At 53.0% G+C, this 14,934-nt stretch carries 18 protein-coding genes; 13 read left to right on the forward strand and 5 right to left on the reverse strand.

The annotated features are described in order from the left end of the window. Positions 1-361 precede the first annotated feature (361 nt). From KBY70_RS06585 to KBY70_RS06630, 10 genes are all read left to right on the forward strand, one after another. A complete protein-coding gene (locus KBY70_RS06585) occupies positions 362-880 on the forward strand; it encodes a phycocyanin subunit beta (protein ID WP_094559988.1) in 519 nt (172 codons plus the stop codon). A 42-nt stretch (positions 881-922) separates the two neighbouring features. Beyond that, positions 923-1,411 (forward strand): phycocyanin subunit alpha, encoded by a 489-nt coding sequence (gene cpcA / locus KBY70_RS06590; protein WP_094559989.1) that lies wholly within the window; start codon positions 923-925, stop codon positions 1,409-1,411. A gap of 198 nt (positions 1,412-1,609) precedes the next feature. After that, positions 1,610-2,026, forward strand: coding sequence for a hypothetical protein (locus KBY70_RS06595; RefSeq protein WP_254987886.1), 417 nt, complete (start codon positions 1,610-1,612; stop codon positions 2,024-2,026). Between the two features lie 26 nt (positions 2,027-2,052). After that, positions 2,053-2,619, forward strand: a complete 567-nt coding sequence (locus KBY70_RS06600; protein ID WP_254987887.1) for a phycobilisome polypeptide — start codon at positions 2,053-2,055, stop codon at positions 2,617-2,619. A gap of 56 nt (positions 2,620-2,675) precedes the next feature. Further along, positions 2,676-3,407: a pentapeptide repeat-containing protein gene (locus KBY70_RS06605; protein ID WP_254987888.1), complete on the forward strand. Its 732-nt coding sequence runs from the start codon at positions 2,676-2,678 to the stop codon at positions 3,405-3,407. Between the two features lie 116 nt (positions 3,408-3,523). Next, positions 3,524-4,408 carry a phycobilisome linker polypeptide gene (locus KBY70_RS06610; protein ID WP_094559992.1) on the forward strand — a complete coding sequence of 295 codons (885 nt, stop codon included), beginning with the start codon at positions 3,524-3,526 and terminating at the stop codon, positions 4,406-4,408. Positions 4,409-4,472: 64 nt separating this feature from the next. Then, a complete protein-coding gene (locus KBY70_RS06615) occupies positions 4,473-6,173 on the forward strand; it encodes a phycobilisome rod-core linker polypeptide (protein WP_254987889.1) in 1,701 nt (566 codons plus the stop codon). A gap of 72 nt (positions 6,174-6,245) precedes the next feature. After that, the gene (locus KBY70_RS06620; RefSeq protein ID WP_254987890.1) at positions 6,246-6,980 is read left to right on the forward strand and encodes a phycobilisome rod-core linker polypeptide; all 735 of its coding nucleotides are present in this window, start codon (positions 6,246-6,248) and stop codon (positions 6,978-6,980) included. A gap of 277 nt (positions 6,981-7,257) precedes the next feature. After that, the gene (locus tag KBY70_RS06625; RefSeq protein WP_254987891.1) at positions 7,258-7,800 is read left to right on the forward strand and encodes a phycobiliprotein lyase; all 543 of its coding nucleotides are present in this window, start codon (positions 7,258-7,260) and stop codon (positions 7,798-7,800) included. Between the two features lie 8 nt (positions 7,801-7,808). After that, complete coding sequence (locus tag KBY70_RS06630; RefSeq protein WP_254987892.1) at positions 7,809-8,438, forward strand: chromophore lyase CpcT/CpeT; 630 nt, start codon at positions 7,809-7,811, stop codon at positions 8,436-8,438. A 303-nt stretch (positions 8,439-8,741) separates the two neighbouring features. Here the strand turns inward: KBY70_RS06630 and KBY70_RS06640 are convergent, their stop codons facing one another. Both KBY70_RS06640 and KBY70_RS06645 read right to left on the reverse strand, forming a co-directional pair. Then, positions 8,742-10,103 (reverse strand): HEAT repeat domain-containing protein, encoded by a 1,362-nt coding sequence (locus KBY70_RS06640; RefSeq protein ID WP_254987893.1) that lies wholly within the window; start codon positions 10,101-10,103, stop codon positions 8,742-8,744. A 414-nt stretch (positions 10,104-10,517) separates the two neighbouring features. Next, entirely contained in the window at positions 10,518-10,946 is a 429-nt protein-coding gene (locus tag KBY70_RS06645) for a DUF2656 family protein (RefSeq protein WP_254987894.1), read from the reverse strand. 72 nt (positions 10,947-11,018) lie between these two features. On the opposite strand from KBY70_RS06645, the gene KBY70_RS06650 reads away from it, so the two are divergent. Then, positions 11,019-11,909, forward strand: coding sequence for a HEAT repeat domain-containing protein (locus KBY70_RS06650; protein WP_254987895.1), 891 nt, complete (start codon positions 11,019-11,021; stop codon positions 11,907-11,909). 19 nt (positions 11,910-11,928) lie between these two features. Here the strand turns inward: KBY70_RS06650 and KBY70_RS06655 are convergent, their stop codons facing one another. The 3 genes from KBY70_RS06655 to cpeB form a co-directional block, all read right to left on the reverse strand. After that, positions 11,929-12,573 carry a HEAT repeat domain-containing protein gene (locus KBY70_RS06655; RefSeq protein ID WP_254987896.1) on the reverse strand — a complete coding sequence of 215 codons (645 nt, stop codon included), beginning with the start codon at positions 12,571-12,573 and terminating at the stop codon, positions 11,929-11,931. Positions 12,574-12,646: 73 nt separating this feature from the next. Then, positions 12,647-13,141, reverse strand: coding sequence for a class 1 C-phycoerythrin subunit alpha (gene cpeA / locus KBY70_RS06660; protein WP_094559998.1), 495 nt, complete (start codon positions 13,139-13,141; stop codon positions 12,647-12,649). A gap of 60 nt (positions 13,142-13,201) precedes the next feature. Beyond that, the gene (cpeB, locus tag KBY70_RS06665) at positions 13,202-13,762 is read right to left on the reverse strand and encodes a class 1 C-phycoerythrin subunit beta (protein ID WP_094559999.1); all 561 of its coding nucleotides are present in this window, start codon (positions 13,760-13,762) and stop codon (positions 13,202-13,204) included. Between the two features lie 415 nt (positions 13,763-14,177). Between cpeB and KBY70_RS06670 the strand changes: the two genes are divergently transcribed. Together KBY70_RS06670 and KBY70_RS06675 are read left to right on the forward strand one after the other, a co-directional pair. Then, the gene (locus KBY70_RS06670) at positions 14,178-14,531 is read left to right on the forward strand and encodes a hypothetical protein (protein ID WP_254987897.1); all 354 of its coding nucleotides are present in this window, start codon (positions 14,178-14,180) and stop codon (positions 14,529-14,531) included. Between the two features lie 100 nt (positions 14,532-14,631). Further along, positions 14,632-14,886, forward strand: a complete 255-nt coding sequence (locus KBY70_RS06675) for a hypothetical protein (protein WP_094560001.1) — start codon at positions 14,632-14,634, stop codon at positions 14,884-14,886. The last annotated feature ends 48 nt before the right edge of the window (positions 14,887-14,934 follow it).

Here is a 14,934-nt window from a genome sequence, read left to right on the forward strand (position 1 = left end):
CAACTCTCTCAGGCCGCACTCGGCCCTCCAGGGGCGTACGCCCCTGGAGGCAGCTCAACAGGGAGTTGCCGCATGACCACACCCACCAACTCTCATAAGGCTTGGACCAACAAAGGGGGTCACGTCAGAGGCACCTGCCATGGCCACCTGCAACGAGAAGAGCCCTCCAGGCCTTGGGGCAGTGACCGTTTGTTAAGGGAGCAGTAGGCAGGCAGGCATCTTGATGAGAATGGGCGCACCAAGTTGAAACAGCCAGGCTGCTGCTCTCTGCCCACAAGAGGCACTGCGCTCGCCTGGGCCCTGACCAGCCTGGAACCCCTATCCACCCTTCCGACTATTCGTCGCGACTAGGAGCCTCCCAATGTTCGACGCCTTCACCAAGGTTGTAGCCCAGGCTGATGCCCGTGGCGAATTCATCAACGCCGGTCAAATCGACGCGCTTGCAGCGATGGTTTCCGAGAGCAACAAGCGGATGGATGCTGTGAACCGCATCACCTCCAATGCATCCAAGATCGTCACCAATGCGGCCCGCGATCTTTTTGAAGCTCAGCCGGCGCTAACAGCTCCTGGCGGGAACGCCTACACCAGCCGCCGCATGGCTGCGTGCCTACGCGATATGGACATCATCCTCCGTTACATCACCTACGCCATTTTCAACGGCGATGCATCCGTGCTGGAAGACCGTTGCCTCAACGGCCTGCGGGAGACCTACCTGGCCCTCGGCGTTCCTGGCGCTTCGGTTGCTGAAGGTGTTCGCAAGATGAAAGACGCCGCCATTGCAATTGCCAACGACCGTAACGGCATCACCCAGGGAGATTGCTCAGCTCTAATCAGCGAAATCGGGACCTACTTCGACCGCGCTGCAGCAGCCGTCGGCTGATCAGCTCACTAAAAAGCCAAACCAACTTATTTCCCCTTTCCAATGAAGACTCCCCTTACCGAAGCCGTCGCAACCGCTGATTCCCAGGGACGGTTCCTCTCAAACACTGAGCTCAACTCAGCTTTTGGTCGCTTTGACCGCGCCAAAAATGCTCTCGCAGCTGCTAAGGGCCTAACAGCCAACGCAGACAACTTGGTCAACGGCGCTGCCCAGGCCGTTTACAACAAGTTCCCCTACACCACCCAGATGCAGGGTGCAAACTATGCCGCTGATGCCCGTGGTAAGGCTAAGTGCTCCCGCGACATCGGCTACTACCTCCGCATGGTCACCTACTGCCTCGTGGCTGGTGGCACCGGACCCATGGATGAGTACCTGATTGCCGGTATTGATGAAATCAATCGCGCTTTTGAGCTCTCCCCCTCCTGGTATGTTGAAGCTCTTAGCTACATCAAAGCCAACCATGGCCTTACAGGCGAAGCAGCAACAGAAGCAAACAATTACCTCGATTACGCAATCAACGCGCTTGTTTGATCAGGCTTCCTGTTAAAAGTGATTAATAGCCTCCCCTAAGCAGGGGGGGCTATTTTTATTTAAAAAATAAAAGAAATAAAGAGTTGCGGACAGAATCAGCATTAAGGCAATAGGCTTGTTGCATTAAGCGCGCGCAAAGATTCGGGAAAGACTCTAGACAGCCCGGTAAAACCATCCTACTGCCAAAACAAAAACACCATGTCACCCAATGAAACTTTTAGCATTAAAGACTTAATAAACCAAGCTGGAGGAGAACAGGAGATTCAGTACGGTACCGACGAGGCTCGCTTGCGCATAGACCTAAGAATTGACGACATTGGGATTTGGAAGGCCTATCACAAGAAACATCCTGGCAACCAAAATCTTTTACTTGCCTGCGAAAGGAACAGCGGAAAACTGTCAGACACTAATCTGACCTGGGTTGTCGGAGCAGCAATCCGTTCAGCCGTGGCTGAAGGAACGTCCGGAGCAAGGGATCTACTTAAAAACCTCGGTGTGTCAGAACAGCTAGTGGATCTGGCATCTGAACACTGTCCAGAACTTGGCGGGACAGCAGTCTGGGCATTCCATTTGGAACGACATGGCTGGCTAACCGCTACTCCTGTAGAATGGTGAAACTAACTAGAGAAGCTCAACAGAAAATGGAGATCAGCCAACTTGCCAAGGATGCAAAAGTATGCGGCATAAGCAATCGCAACAGCATCCCCGAAGCGGCAAGGGTGTTGATAGCTAAAGCCGATACTTCAAAACGGTTCCTCAGCGCAGAGGAATCAAAAGCAATATGTAACTATTGCAATACTTCAGAGGATGCCATTGGGCTACTAATAGCGGGGTCAAACCAGGTAATTGATGAAGCAAGGCGAGATTTACTAACCCAACAACCACAGCTCACAATGCCTGGCGGAGGGCTATTCCCGGAGCCACGAGCAGAAGCCTGCTGGCACGATTGCCAACAGTTTTTGCGGGTGATAATTTATGGGGTTGCATGCGATTGCACAGATATAGCAGACATAGAGGGCATGATTGCATTGCGTCATTTATACAAGAAAATAGAAGTACCTATCACTGCGATGATGTATGTCCTAGCTCGGATGCGTGCACTAACCACACAAGTCCTAGAAACTTCAGGGCATGCTCATGAGGCAACCTGCCTCAACAAAGCTTTTGATAACCTGACCAACGCTCTGCTACCAACCGAGCAAAGCTAGCGCTAGCACGGAACGTAAATGTATCTAATTACTAGAAAATCAAATCCTGCCTGAAAATGTACCAAAAGCATCAAGCATTTTTGTTACCAGAAGATCCAAGCCAATGGAGTGCTCCTGAGAAATGCGAACCAACTGCGACGCAGCATCAACACGTAGACGCGCGCGGTGCAAGCTGGAACAAACGTGTTCTACAACCACTTGACCTGCGTCAGGCAAACCTTTGTCGAATGGATATAAGGGGAACAGACCTCAGCGCCTGCCTACTAGAAGGATGCAATTTAACACTTGCTCGATATGACAAAAAGACTCGTGTACCCGCTGGCTTTGATCTTGAAAAGTCAGGAGCGGTAGGCCCTGGTGCAGCTCTTAATGGGGCTTTTTTGAATGGTGCAGATCTCAGGGGTATGGACCTACGTAGCACCAACTTCATGGGTGCGTACCTAAGCGGATGTGACCTCAGTGGTGCAGTATTAGACGGAGCACGCTTTGTAGGAGCAGACTTAAGATTTGCAAAAATGCAAGGTAGTCGTTGCATAGGCGCACGCTTTAACGGTAGTCAGTTGCAACAGGCAGACTTTAGAGCCGCTAATTTGGCAGATGCTATCCTAGATGAGGCTGAAAGTATCAAGGGCGCTGACTTCAGTCAAGCCACGGGTTTGGACAAGATGCAGCTAGCCAACCTCCTAACTCGCTCTCATATCGAACTGGATTGCTGGAACCCACTCACTAGGCAAGCGACTCGGACAACACTGGAGTCGCTGCTGGAATCGACAACAAAACCCGCATAGGGTACTCGCAGTGGCAGACAAAGCGAAGCGGTTAAAGCAACATCTTGAGATTCGTGAAGTCGAAGGAGAGGGTTGTGAGGGATCAGAGATAATGGCCAGGTATCGCCAAGAAAGTCATGCCGTTTGGTCCAGCCTCGATCCTGGGTGTGGAGAGCTTCTCCCAAGAGTGCGAAGCACCACGTGAGCTAGTGCCAAGAGACGACGACCAAGCGAAGGAGTCAGTAATCCGGGCTGTCTACAGACAGGTTCTTGGAAATGCCTACGTGATGGAGAGCGAACGACAAATTGTTGCAGAATCGCAGTTCAAGCTAGGGGAAATCAGCGTTAGAGAACTGGTAAGACGGATCGCAAAAAGCGATCTTTATAGCACGCGCTTTTTTGACTCATGCGCACGCTACCGCTATATCGAACTGGCTTTTCGCCACCTACTCGGACGTGCTCCAGCAGATTTCGAGGAAATGCGGGGGCATGCCGAAAGACTAGATACAAGTGGTTACGAAGCAGACATCGACAGCTTCTTAGATTCTGACGAATATCAGAACAACTTTGGTGAGTGGACAGTGCCATATCAACGTGGGTGGAAAACAGAATCCTGTGCAACGCTTCAAGAGTTCACCTGGTCATTCCAGTTGCTACGTGGCAACAGCAGCAGCAGCCTAAAAGGCAACTTGGCTGGAATCAGGAGCCGTCTTGGCGGTGCTGCCTATCAGAACCGCCCCCTTCCTGTGGTGGCTCCCTCATCACAAGATACCCAAGGCTGGAGCTACCGCCCAGCTGCCAACCTGACAGATCCCGTTACACGGATTGGTGTACTCGCAGGCGAAACAGGCAAAGTCTATCGGGTAGAAGTCACCGGCTATCGGGCCAATAACGTGCGACCCACATCACGCTATAGGAAAGCAAACAGGGTATTCTTCGTTCCCTTCAATAAGCTTTCAGAGCAATATCAACTTATCCACCGCGAGGGGGGCAAGATCGCAAGCATCACACCATTAGACTGATCCATTGCTCCAACTGGCTCTGTTTGACAATAGAGCTTCCGATTCAGCAGTCAAAATTAGTTGGATGCCGAAAGACATCCAAGCAATTATATTCCAAAAAGCAAAGCAAGTCTTTTACCTGCCACCCCCACTTCTCCCCCACCCGCCCGTGACAGCAAATCAAAGCAATTCACTTGATTTCGGAGCCACTCAGCTACTTGAGGCACCAGCAAGGTTTTCTCGACAAAGGACTGATGCCGTAGAAACTGCCACAAGCGATGATCAATTTCGCAACCAGCAGCTACTAAATACACCATCAGCATTCACCGCAAACGACAATGCTGCTTTTCACAACGCAGTAAGAGCTGCATACCGGCAGGTATTCGGCAATGTTCAGCCGATGGAAAGCGAGCGCCTGCTGAGCGCCGAATCAAAATTACGCAATGGGGACATAAACGTACGCGAGTTCGTACGCAGATTGGCCCAATCCGATTTTTATCGCTCGCGCTTCTTTGATGCTGTGTCTCCGCATCGAGCAGTTGAGCTTAATTTCAAGCATCTGCTGGGCCGCCCCCCCCAGAATCAAGCAGAGGTGGCTAGCCATGTGGCATTAATCGCCACAAGTGGCTTCACAGAAGAAATCAATAGCTATCTTGATTCCGATGAGTATCTAAAGTCCTTTGGCGAGGAAACAGTTCCATACCAAACAAGTTGGAACTCACCAGTAGGCCAGCCTCAAGCAGCGTTCAACAGGATCGCAGCACTTGAGCAGAATTTCGCTGGCAGCGACACAGCCGTAGGAACCAAAAGTCAACTGCTAGGCAATCTAGTTAGCGGCTACAGGCTCTCAATAAGAGTGCCTGCACAGGTTTACCGATCTGCTTCCCTTAGTCAAACGGGAGGAACAGCGGCTGGTTCGGGCGGTATGTTAGTGCCTGTCAAGCGGAACAGTGCCGATGGAGGCGACTCGACACCTATGCGTGGTGATCTATACGTTGGCTTTGGGCTTGGCCAGCGCCAGCAGGAAGTATTCGAGCGCTGCAACGGTGATTCAGCAGATCAGATTACTGCGCTGATCCGCTCGGTATACCGCCAAGTGCTGGGCAATCCCCATGTAATGGACAGCGAACGCAACTTAACAGCAGAAAGCCAGTTTGCTGAGGGAAGGCTCAGCACTCGCGAATTCATAAGAGCTATTGGACTTTCTTCAGACTATCGCCGGCGCTTCTTCGAAACAAATGCTCCCTACCGTTTTGTTGAGCTGAATTTCAAACATATTTTGGGGCGTGCACCCGCATCTCAGGCCGAGATGAGTGAGCATCTACAAAGGCTAGCCATTCACGGCTATGAAGCAGAAATCAACAGCTACGTTGATAGCGAAGAGTATCAGAACACCTTCGGCGAAAATACTGTTCCATATCTGCGTGTAGCCACGGAAAACGGTCGCGAACAGGTTTCCTTTAATCGGCACATAGCCCTAGTGCAAGGCTATGCAGCCAGTGACACCATTCAATGTGCCTCAAGCCTGCAGAATTCAGTAGCAACAAGATCTACCCCTACAAACTGGTCAAATACAACCGTACGGATTAACAGGCTTGGTGCAGCCTCTGGATCAGCTGATCCCACATCCAAGCGCTTCCGTATTGTCGTCAATGCCCAGCCAGCAGGCGGCCGCCAACGCAACCCGAACGCCAGTTACGTAGTAAGCGGCAATGACATTACCAGCCAACTAGGCTACATCCATAGACGCGGTGGTCGGATCATTTCTGTGACCGAAATCACCTAGAAAACACTGGATCATTTATTCGGGACAACTGCTGTTTCTAAACTACCCCCTACCATCCTAAAAACCATGCAAATGGAAACTCTTGACCGGCCCAATTCGGGTTTACGCCAATCAGAAGCCCAAGCCCAGCTGAAAGCCGCCTACCGCCAGGTATTTGGCAATGCACACCTCTTTGACGAAGAGCTCTCAGTCTCTGCAGAGAGTTTGTTCATCAACGGCGACCTCACTGTGCAGGGGCTGATCAATGCTCTAGCCCTGTCCGACAGCTATCGGCGTCTCTTTTTTGATGCAAATGGTCCCTATCGGTTTGTTGAACTCAACTTCAAGCATCTCTTAGGCCGCGCCCCACGAAATCAGGCTGAACTGAGCAAGCATGTTCAGCTCCTGGCCGCAGAAGGCTACGAAGCAGAAATCAACAGCTATATATACGGAGTCGAGTATCTAGAGGTCTTTGGCTTTGATACAGTTCCTTATGACAGGGGAGTGGCAAGCCAGAAAGGTGAATCCAATCTTACGTACAACAGAACACGTGCATTAACATCGGGCTTTGCAACTTTTGACGGTGACGAACAATCACAATTATTAGTGAGCCTGGCGACCACTTCGCCCCCCGGAGGCAGTCAAAAAACACCCGGGCCAGGTGGTCGCAACAACCAGCGCTACGCTATTCGCTGGACAAGTGCTAATCCTGTTGGCCTAAATCGAGGCGTAACGCAAACGACAACAGTTCCCTTCAGCTCGCTATCATCAGCGATCCAATCAATTCATCGACGTAGGGGTCGTATCGTGTCAGTACGAGAGTCCTAATTTAAATGAAATTGGAAGCGGCTCAAGGCTGCATTAAGTTTAATGCTGCAACAATTGAGCCGCCTCCCAAAAGCATCAGCAACAATCACCCTGGCTACAAACCATAGATTTAATGGACAATCACCATCTCAAAGCAGAGTGCTCTCGGAATGATCAGAGCACTACAACGACACTGCCTGCGATCAACATGATGATCGATACATGGGTACACATGGTTCAGGCAGGTCGTCTGCCATCTGCACGGACAACTCACAGAAACAAGGCCTGAGCAGCGTTGATGCAGCTGGAATCTTTTGTAGCTCGTAGCCTAGGCCGCTGGCGTTCCATGAGAAGCGGTCATTCTCTTGCATTTCAGCAATTTGAGGATGTTCGCAGTTCAGTATTGATTGAACCAGTTGGACTCCAAGATCCGTTGGTGCTTCAGTTAATTAGAGAGTGCAAAATACACAACGCTGACCCCCTTCTGCCATTCCGAATGGAATGGAAAGCAGAAAGTGACTGGGAGCCAGAGGGGCCCAGTGAAGTATCAGCAGGATCATGCATCCTCGTTCCAATCCCACTTGATAATCAAAAAGGAATCTTACTGCGAAGCGCTGGATATGCAGAGGCCGAGCAAGCAGTATCAAACTATTCTTTTTTAGAAGATGATACTTTTATACTCACTACGCAATATGGTCAATCGATTGCGGAGGAAAGGATCTGGTTCGTATCTGAGAATGTTCGCTGCCGCTCATCAGTGCTGCGAACCTCGGCCGGCTCAGGAATACTGCAAACATCCTTCGCATCTGAAATCAGACGGTTAGATTCGTTCAGCCAATAGAGTTCACGATGATAGGTATTACCCTGAAATTCGCTAAAATTCTAGCTGGGCACTACAGTAATTTCTCCCAGGCACAGCAAGACCCCGTAAATTTCGCCCATATCAATATCTATTTTCGCCCGCTGCCTTGGGAAGTATTTCAGGGCCCTGGCTTTTACTCCGAGCAAAGCTATGGGCATGATCCTTGGCGACCTTATAGGCAAGGCGTACATCGACTGATTTCAACCGAGAATGTGCAGATTGTTGAGAATTTTGGATTCGACCAACCAATTCGCTTAGCTGGAGCAGGCTTCACGCCTAAACTGCTTAAGCTTATTCATATTGATCGCCTTAAACAGCGCTGCGGTTGTGCGATGCATTTCCAAGAGACGAAACCGGGTTGCTTCAGCGGAAAGGTAGAGCCTGGGAATAAATGCCTAGTGCCACGCGACGGGCAGCCTACCTATCTAGTGAGTGAGGTGTTGGTTGATCATGAAAACTGGATTAGTAGAGATCAGGGTTTTGATCCAGCTACTAATACCTTGCAATGGGGCTCTGAACATGGGCCACTACGTTTTGAACGCGTGGCTAGCTTTGAGAATGAGGTGACAGCTGAGTGGGCACGTCTAAGTAAACATAAGGGAGAAGAACCTAAATAAGTTGGATAAAACTGAAACACTGCAAGCTGACGGAGAAGCTATCCGCCAATTCCGTAGCTGGATTCGCTCGCAGCACCTAGTTTGCCAAGGCCAAGACTTTATTTTTGAAACAATCGATCATAGTCAGCTTGAGCGTTTTGAAGCCTGCCTAAATATGATTGGTGGGCAAGTGCGGTCTGTAAGAGCAATTGGAAACTGGCCCATGGGGCCCCGTCGAACATTCAAGATCCTGAGAGCTGACGCAGCTGTGCCGAGGCCCAAAGGCCTGGAAATCCAACGCTACTGGGCTGAGCGTGGCTCCTTTCAGACCCGGTTTTCTGAAATAAGCAGTTGACGCCTACGATCTACTAAAACATCAGGATCCTGCACGGCAAAAGCATTCTGTAAAACCTGAGTTATTTCATGGTTATTCCCAACATCAATTGAATCAAGACCTATCAATGCCGCATAACGTAGCTCCCAGCTTGGCGTGAAATCGGAGGACAAGAGCTGCCGCACACTTTTGCACCATATATCAGGGAAATGCTTATTCAAAGCCAAGCAAGCAGCCGGTCTTGATTTGCCGAATTGTGGGCGCTTGCTATTCATAGCTTCCAGCAGCAATGCCTCAATCTCAGAAGTAGCAGCGCAAGGCCAGATATCCACACTACCAAGAAGCTGAATGAAGAAGTAATGAGCGCCGTAGTCATTAAAAGCATCCTCCTGCCATCGCTTCCAGAAAACAGGCCAGAGCTCCTCTGCTGGCCTACGCTTCAATGTGGACAAAGCTAGGTAGCAACGGCTAAAGTCAGTACCAAAAAACTCATCAAATAAAAATAATATGGTGGGTTCAGCGTCGTAGCAGTGCGCCAAGACCAAATCCTCTGGCTGATCCAACATCAGCGAATCTAAACAAGTAAGCAGGTCAAGGCCTGCATGTGCTTTTTCTTGGCCCGGCCAGAGTGTCCGCAGAGCGCGCAACCTGAACACAGGGGACACGGGCGCCTTGAGGATCGAAGGCAGTAGATATGTAGCTCGACAGTCAATTAAATCCTGAATCGCCGACTGCCGGTCCATTTGATTAGGCAGGGTCAGGTGGTCTTCCAACTCTTGAAGGCGACTGCTATCGCCACTGAGCTGTGCAACCCCGGACAAAGCAGCGCCGCGAACCCCTGGATTCGCATCATCTTGCAGCGATTGAAGTACGGGCAAGGCCCCATGCACTTCTAACCCAACAAGAGCCTGGATAAGAACCCTGCGGCTCTGGCCTGGATCATTAAGTAATAGCAGCATCGCCTGATGGAGTTCAACATCCTGGCAATTGAGCTGAAGAAGGGCCCAGGCGGCATTTTCAATGAGATAGTGATCGTTACTCCTTAGGCAACGCCCAATGCTGGGTATGGCCCGTTGAACCCCAAGCCTGCCCAAAACTTCGACCGCTTTGCGGCGCGCAAGATTAACCGCCTGTTCGCCCGAAGAATTATCAATGAGCCGCAATAATGCCTCCTCCGTTTTATCGCCGGGGAAATTCACGAGATGGGCGGCCGCCATGTAGTAGTCGCTGGCAGAATCAAGCGAGTCAAGAGATTGTTCAAGAATCGCTAGCGCATCATGATGGCTGAGCCCGGGATGAATATTGTCATAACTGTTGCTGGAGCTTGCCAAAATACTGTCCTCAAAAGTCAAAGGGGGCGAAGCTGTGTAGCTCAACATTGGCCTGATCCCAACTCTGGTGGCCGGCAGGGCAAGCGCGCTGAAAGTTTAAGAATTATGTGTCTTGACGCAACCCGGCCCGGTCACGTTCAATATGAAACCATCTAAAATAGACGCTCGATGGGACCCCATCAATGTGGTGCACTTCTGGTTGTTACAAGCATCAATTCTGAAACTCCCCAGAGGGTTGCTCAGAAGCTGCTAGTTCCGCGCCATATGCTGAGCCATGCCATGCAGCAACTACACCAGAACGGAATCCCTGTTACGAAGGTGGAACCGCTTGAGGCTTCCAACTCGGCTTCCGCAGTGGTGACCAAATTGGCTGCCGACCCAGGCGAATCACCCAAAGCTGGACGGCAATCCACTCGCCGCCGCAAATAGCCCAGCTCAGCCCTGAAGCTCGAACACGCCATCAGGAGCACGCCCCTGTTTGAGCAATTCCCAGTTGATCGACTGAAGGAAAGCGGCTGTGTTCAGAGTCTCCACCACATCGACCCCCCAGTCGCCCCTCTGCAGCAACGCTCCAGAGGCTCCTTGATCGTCCTTACGACCACCCAAGGCCAAAAGCTGGCACGCATCATCTGTAGCGCCTGTAGAGCAGCGCAGCTGACGCCAGGCTCGGAGCATGGCCTTGGCCAGATCAATGGGCAGCAGATCCGCTTCCACCTGAACCAACCAGTGGGGGTGGCTCAGTGCCTGAACATGGAAATCGATGGATAGGTGCGCAACAAGCCCCGCCGCCAGATCGGCGGAATTGAGGGCTTTCAGGCTTTCGGAAGCCACCTGAAGGTTGTGGGAGAGCAAAAAGCGTGTCATGTCCTGATCTTGTTAAGCCCACCATAGGATCGCAGCGGCTATCCCTGATAATTTGTCCAATAGGAGGGAACCTTGTCTGCCGAGCTGTCCGCTACCCCCGCATCTGGGATCCAGCAACTGAGCGTTGAAGAAGCCAACATTCTGGCTGCAGAGCTGCGTTCCCAACTTCGTCAGGGGTTAGTTCCTTCATCCGACACCCCAGCAATTGAGCGGATGGTGGCTGGTCTCGGCGATACCAGGGGCTTGATGCGGCTCACCTTTGCCGAAAGCCTTGGAGCAGTGGGTGCTGCAGCGGTGCCAACACTCTGCCGTGCATTGCAGTCTCACGACAACGTCACCGTTCGACGTGCTGCAGCTAAGACTCTGACCCTGATTGCAGATCCAGCTGCCTTGCCCGTCTTACTCGAAACCCTGCTCTCAGATTCGGATCCCGTTGTGCAGGGATCAGCGGTCGGAGCGATGGCTGCAGTCGGCGAGCAGGCTCTCGATCCACTCCTCTCAGTGCTGGTTCATCCAAAAGCTTCGGCCATGCAGCAGGGGCTGGCCAGCTGGGGGATTGCTTTTATCGGCGCCAAGGCGCCCGAAGCGCTTCGCCAAGCAGCCAGCTCTCCGGATGCCAGGATAAGAGCGGCAGCAATAGCAGCTCTCGGCGAACAGATCCAGGCTCTGGGGGATGACGAGGCGAGGCAGCTGCTTCTAACCGCGCTAGATGACCTGGACTCCGAAGTGCGGGCAGAAGCTGCAACGCTGATGGGGAAGTTGCAGGAGCCAGAATGGGCCTGTCCGCGCCTGCTCCCCCTGCTCACCGACTCGGAAGAACAGGTTCGCAAAAACGCTGCTCTATCGCTGATGAAGCTAGGAGCCAGGGATGCATTGCCTACATTACAAGCAAGTGTGGAACAGGAAGTACAACCTGGAGTCAGATTAGTGCTCGAACTAGCAATCAGTCAGCTGAGCAAGTGAGGATGCTTATCGTCTCGCGTCAGCCCGGCTGAGGTTGACGCGCTTGCAGGTCACTTATTCGAGCTAGGGCTGATTCAAGGGTCTCTCGCACATAACTATCTACCTGTGGTTGATGCTGCAGATCCTTAAGAATCGGTTCGATTGCAGGATCATCGATTTGGGCGAGTGCATTGACAGCTGCTACCGCCTGGGCTGGATTATCACCACCCACCACTCTTAGCAACAGCGGCACCGCCTGCCCACCAACCTGCCCAAGGGCCATCACCGAAGCAACAGCCACAACGGGTGAGTCGTCGCTGAGTGCCTCCTCGAGAGCCCGCATCGCTGTCTCGGGGAAATGGATCCCAGGCTGGTTTGAAGCCACCTGGGCATAGGCCTTCACGCAGCTGGCGCGGATAGTGCTGTCCGTGCTAGCCATAAGAAGATCCGCCAAGGGCAGCAAGGCTGCCGCACCAAAGGCGCCAATACCACGAACAGAAGCCCTGCGTAAAGCTATATCCGGTTGGGCCAACAGACCAAGCAGGCGAGGAAGTGCTTGCTGAGGCCAATCCCTGACCATAGCCATAAAAGCCTGGCTTTGAATATAAGGATTAGGGTGGGCTAGATCGTCAAACAAGATATCTAATGCGTCCATTTCCATCGAGGAGAGGGGGAGGGTAGGCAACGCCTGATTTTCACATAAAAAAGGAGGCCCGAAGGCCTCCCTGGGTTGTCCTCAACAATTAATCAGAAACTGATCAGGAGAGGGCGTTGATGGCGTAGTCAAGGTAGGACTTCAACTCGTTGAGAGCCTGGGGGCTCATGTCCCGAGGGGCGCAAGCCCGATCGCGGGTGAAGGTGAGCGCTTCTACGTAAGCAGCGGTAGGCAGGCGCAGGGTGCGGTACACCTCACGGGCTCCGGCAATGCCCCACTCATCGAGAGGGCCGGTGCCGCCCACAACCAGGCAGTAGTTGATCAGACGCAGATAGTGAGCGATGTCGCGGTAGCACTTGTCCACCTTGACCTGGTTCTCACCAGCTTCGCCGGCTTGCTTGAGGTAGGGGTACTTGCTGAAGCAAGCGTCACCAGCCTCCTTCGTCACTTTGTCCAGACCGGCAGCCAGCTTTTCAGCAGCTTCAAGACGAGCAGTAGCTCGCTGAATGTTGCCCTGAACAGCTTCCAGGTCGTTCTGGGAGGGGAAGCGACCAGCGGCATCAGCGGCGGTCACAACAGTGGTCACAACAGACTTCATCGTGAAGATCCTCGTTTAATTGAGTTGTAGTGGTTTAAAAAAGCAATCTCTTCGGATGAATCAGCTGAGGCCGCTGATCACACGGTCAAAGTAGGTAGCAGCTTCTGCCACTAGAGCGGAGCAGTCGCCCTGAACGGTTTCCATCTTGCGGAAACGGGTTTCCACAGGGTTGGTGCCGCTGGTGTTTGTCTCGTTAATGTGAGCTGTGGAAGAAGCCTTCATGATGGCCACAGCGCGGGCGGCAGACTGAAGGGGAACGCCCAGAGCGATGTAGGTCTCCTTGAGGCCGTTCAGGCAGCGGTCGTCCAAAACCGAGGCATCGCCTGCCAGCAGCGCGTAGCTGACGTAGCGAAGCACAATTTCGCCATCGCGCAGGCAGGCGGCCATGCGGCGGTTGGGATAGCAGTTGCCACCAGCCTGGATCAGGCCAGTGTTTTCACAGATCATGCCGGTGACTGCATCTGAAACGATGCAGGAGGCATTACTGGTGATGGCGTTAACAGCGTCTAGACGCTTATTACCCTCAGCAACATAGTTACGGAGAGCAGCAAGCTCACCGCCTCCAATTGGGGCAGTCTTCGAATCTGCGCTGACGACAGCGCGTGAAAAGGCGTCGAGCATGGGAAAGGGGCCAGGGGTTCTAGTGCTCAGCCAGTTGACAGCCAGGGAAGATCATTAGATCTGCTTGGAGCTGCATGGCTTAGCTGCCTCCCGGGGAAGGCGTAAGGGGAAACTACGGCTATCTCCAGCCTCAGGACCCCGATCAAAGCAATCATGCAAACTTTCGTCACCCATCGCTGTCGACCTTAAAAGGGCAGCGCTGGCAAAGGGTTTTGGCAAAAGGAAGGACGCACTCCCACCCAATTGCGCCACAAAGCGCCGGGAGATTTATCTTTTCTTCCATTTTCACCAGGAATGCAGCCGTTTGCAGCTGCTCTTGCCCTGATGGATGGCCTGGTGGACCTCAGCGGGTATCAGCGCAAATCGGGGCTGCGGCTGCGGCTGCTGCCGGCCGGAGACGCTGGGGCCCCGAGTGATGCGACTCCTGGAGACCCTGTGGGAGGCCAGCGACCATCGCTGCGGCAAACGCCTGGCGGCGGTGTTGCCCACGCTTGTGGTGGCAATTGAAACCATGGTCACCTGGAGATTCGACCGGTTCTCAAGGCATTGCTGCTGCAGTGGAGCCCGGGTGCAGCGCATGTTGGGGCGCCGCCGGCTACAAAGAGCCCAGCCGCTGAAGCGGCTTTGCCAGCTTGATGCCGCTCTGCGCCTGTTCACCAACATCGTCCAAACATCGGCCAAGCGAATCCCATTTGAGGAGGCTGACCTTTGGAATGCCGGTGCCCACGACGCCGCCATGACGAACCACTCACCCCGGCCGCCCTGCTGAGGACGATCCGCCACAACCGAGCAGCCCTGGTGAACGGCGCAGCCGGTTTGGTGAATCGCAGCGGTCGACTGCGTATGCTGACCTTCGCGCTACGCAACCCATGTCCGACGGCACCACCGCTCGCGCCGACACGTCTGCACTCAACGCATCCGATCCGAGTCGGCAGGAGTTGCAGGAGTCGATTGATCAGCTGGCGGCCTACCGCGATCGACTGATCAAAGATGTGATCGGCATGGGGCAAAGACTGAAGCTCCCTCAGAAGCAAGTGGAATTCACCCTGGCTCAGCATCCCGAGCTGCAGAAGCTAGAAGCAATTCTGGCTCAACTTGAGTCCCAGAAGTCCGAGCAGGACTAACCCCCATCCCCCTCACACGCCCGTGGCACCCGTGGACCCAGCCCGAAC

Origin of the sequence: Cyanobium sp. ATX 6E8, from assembly GCF_024346335.1 — a bacterium.
GTDB lineage: Bacteria > Cyanobacteriota > Cyanobacteriia > PCC-6307 > Cyanobiaceae > Cyanobium_A.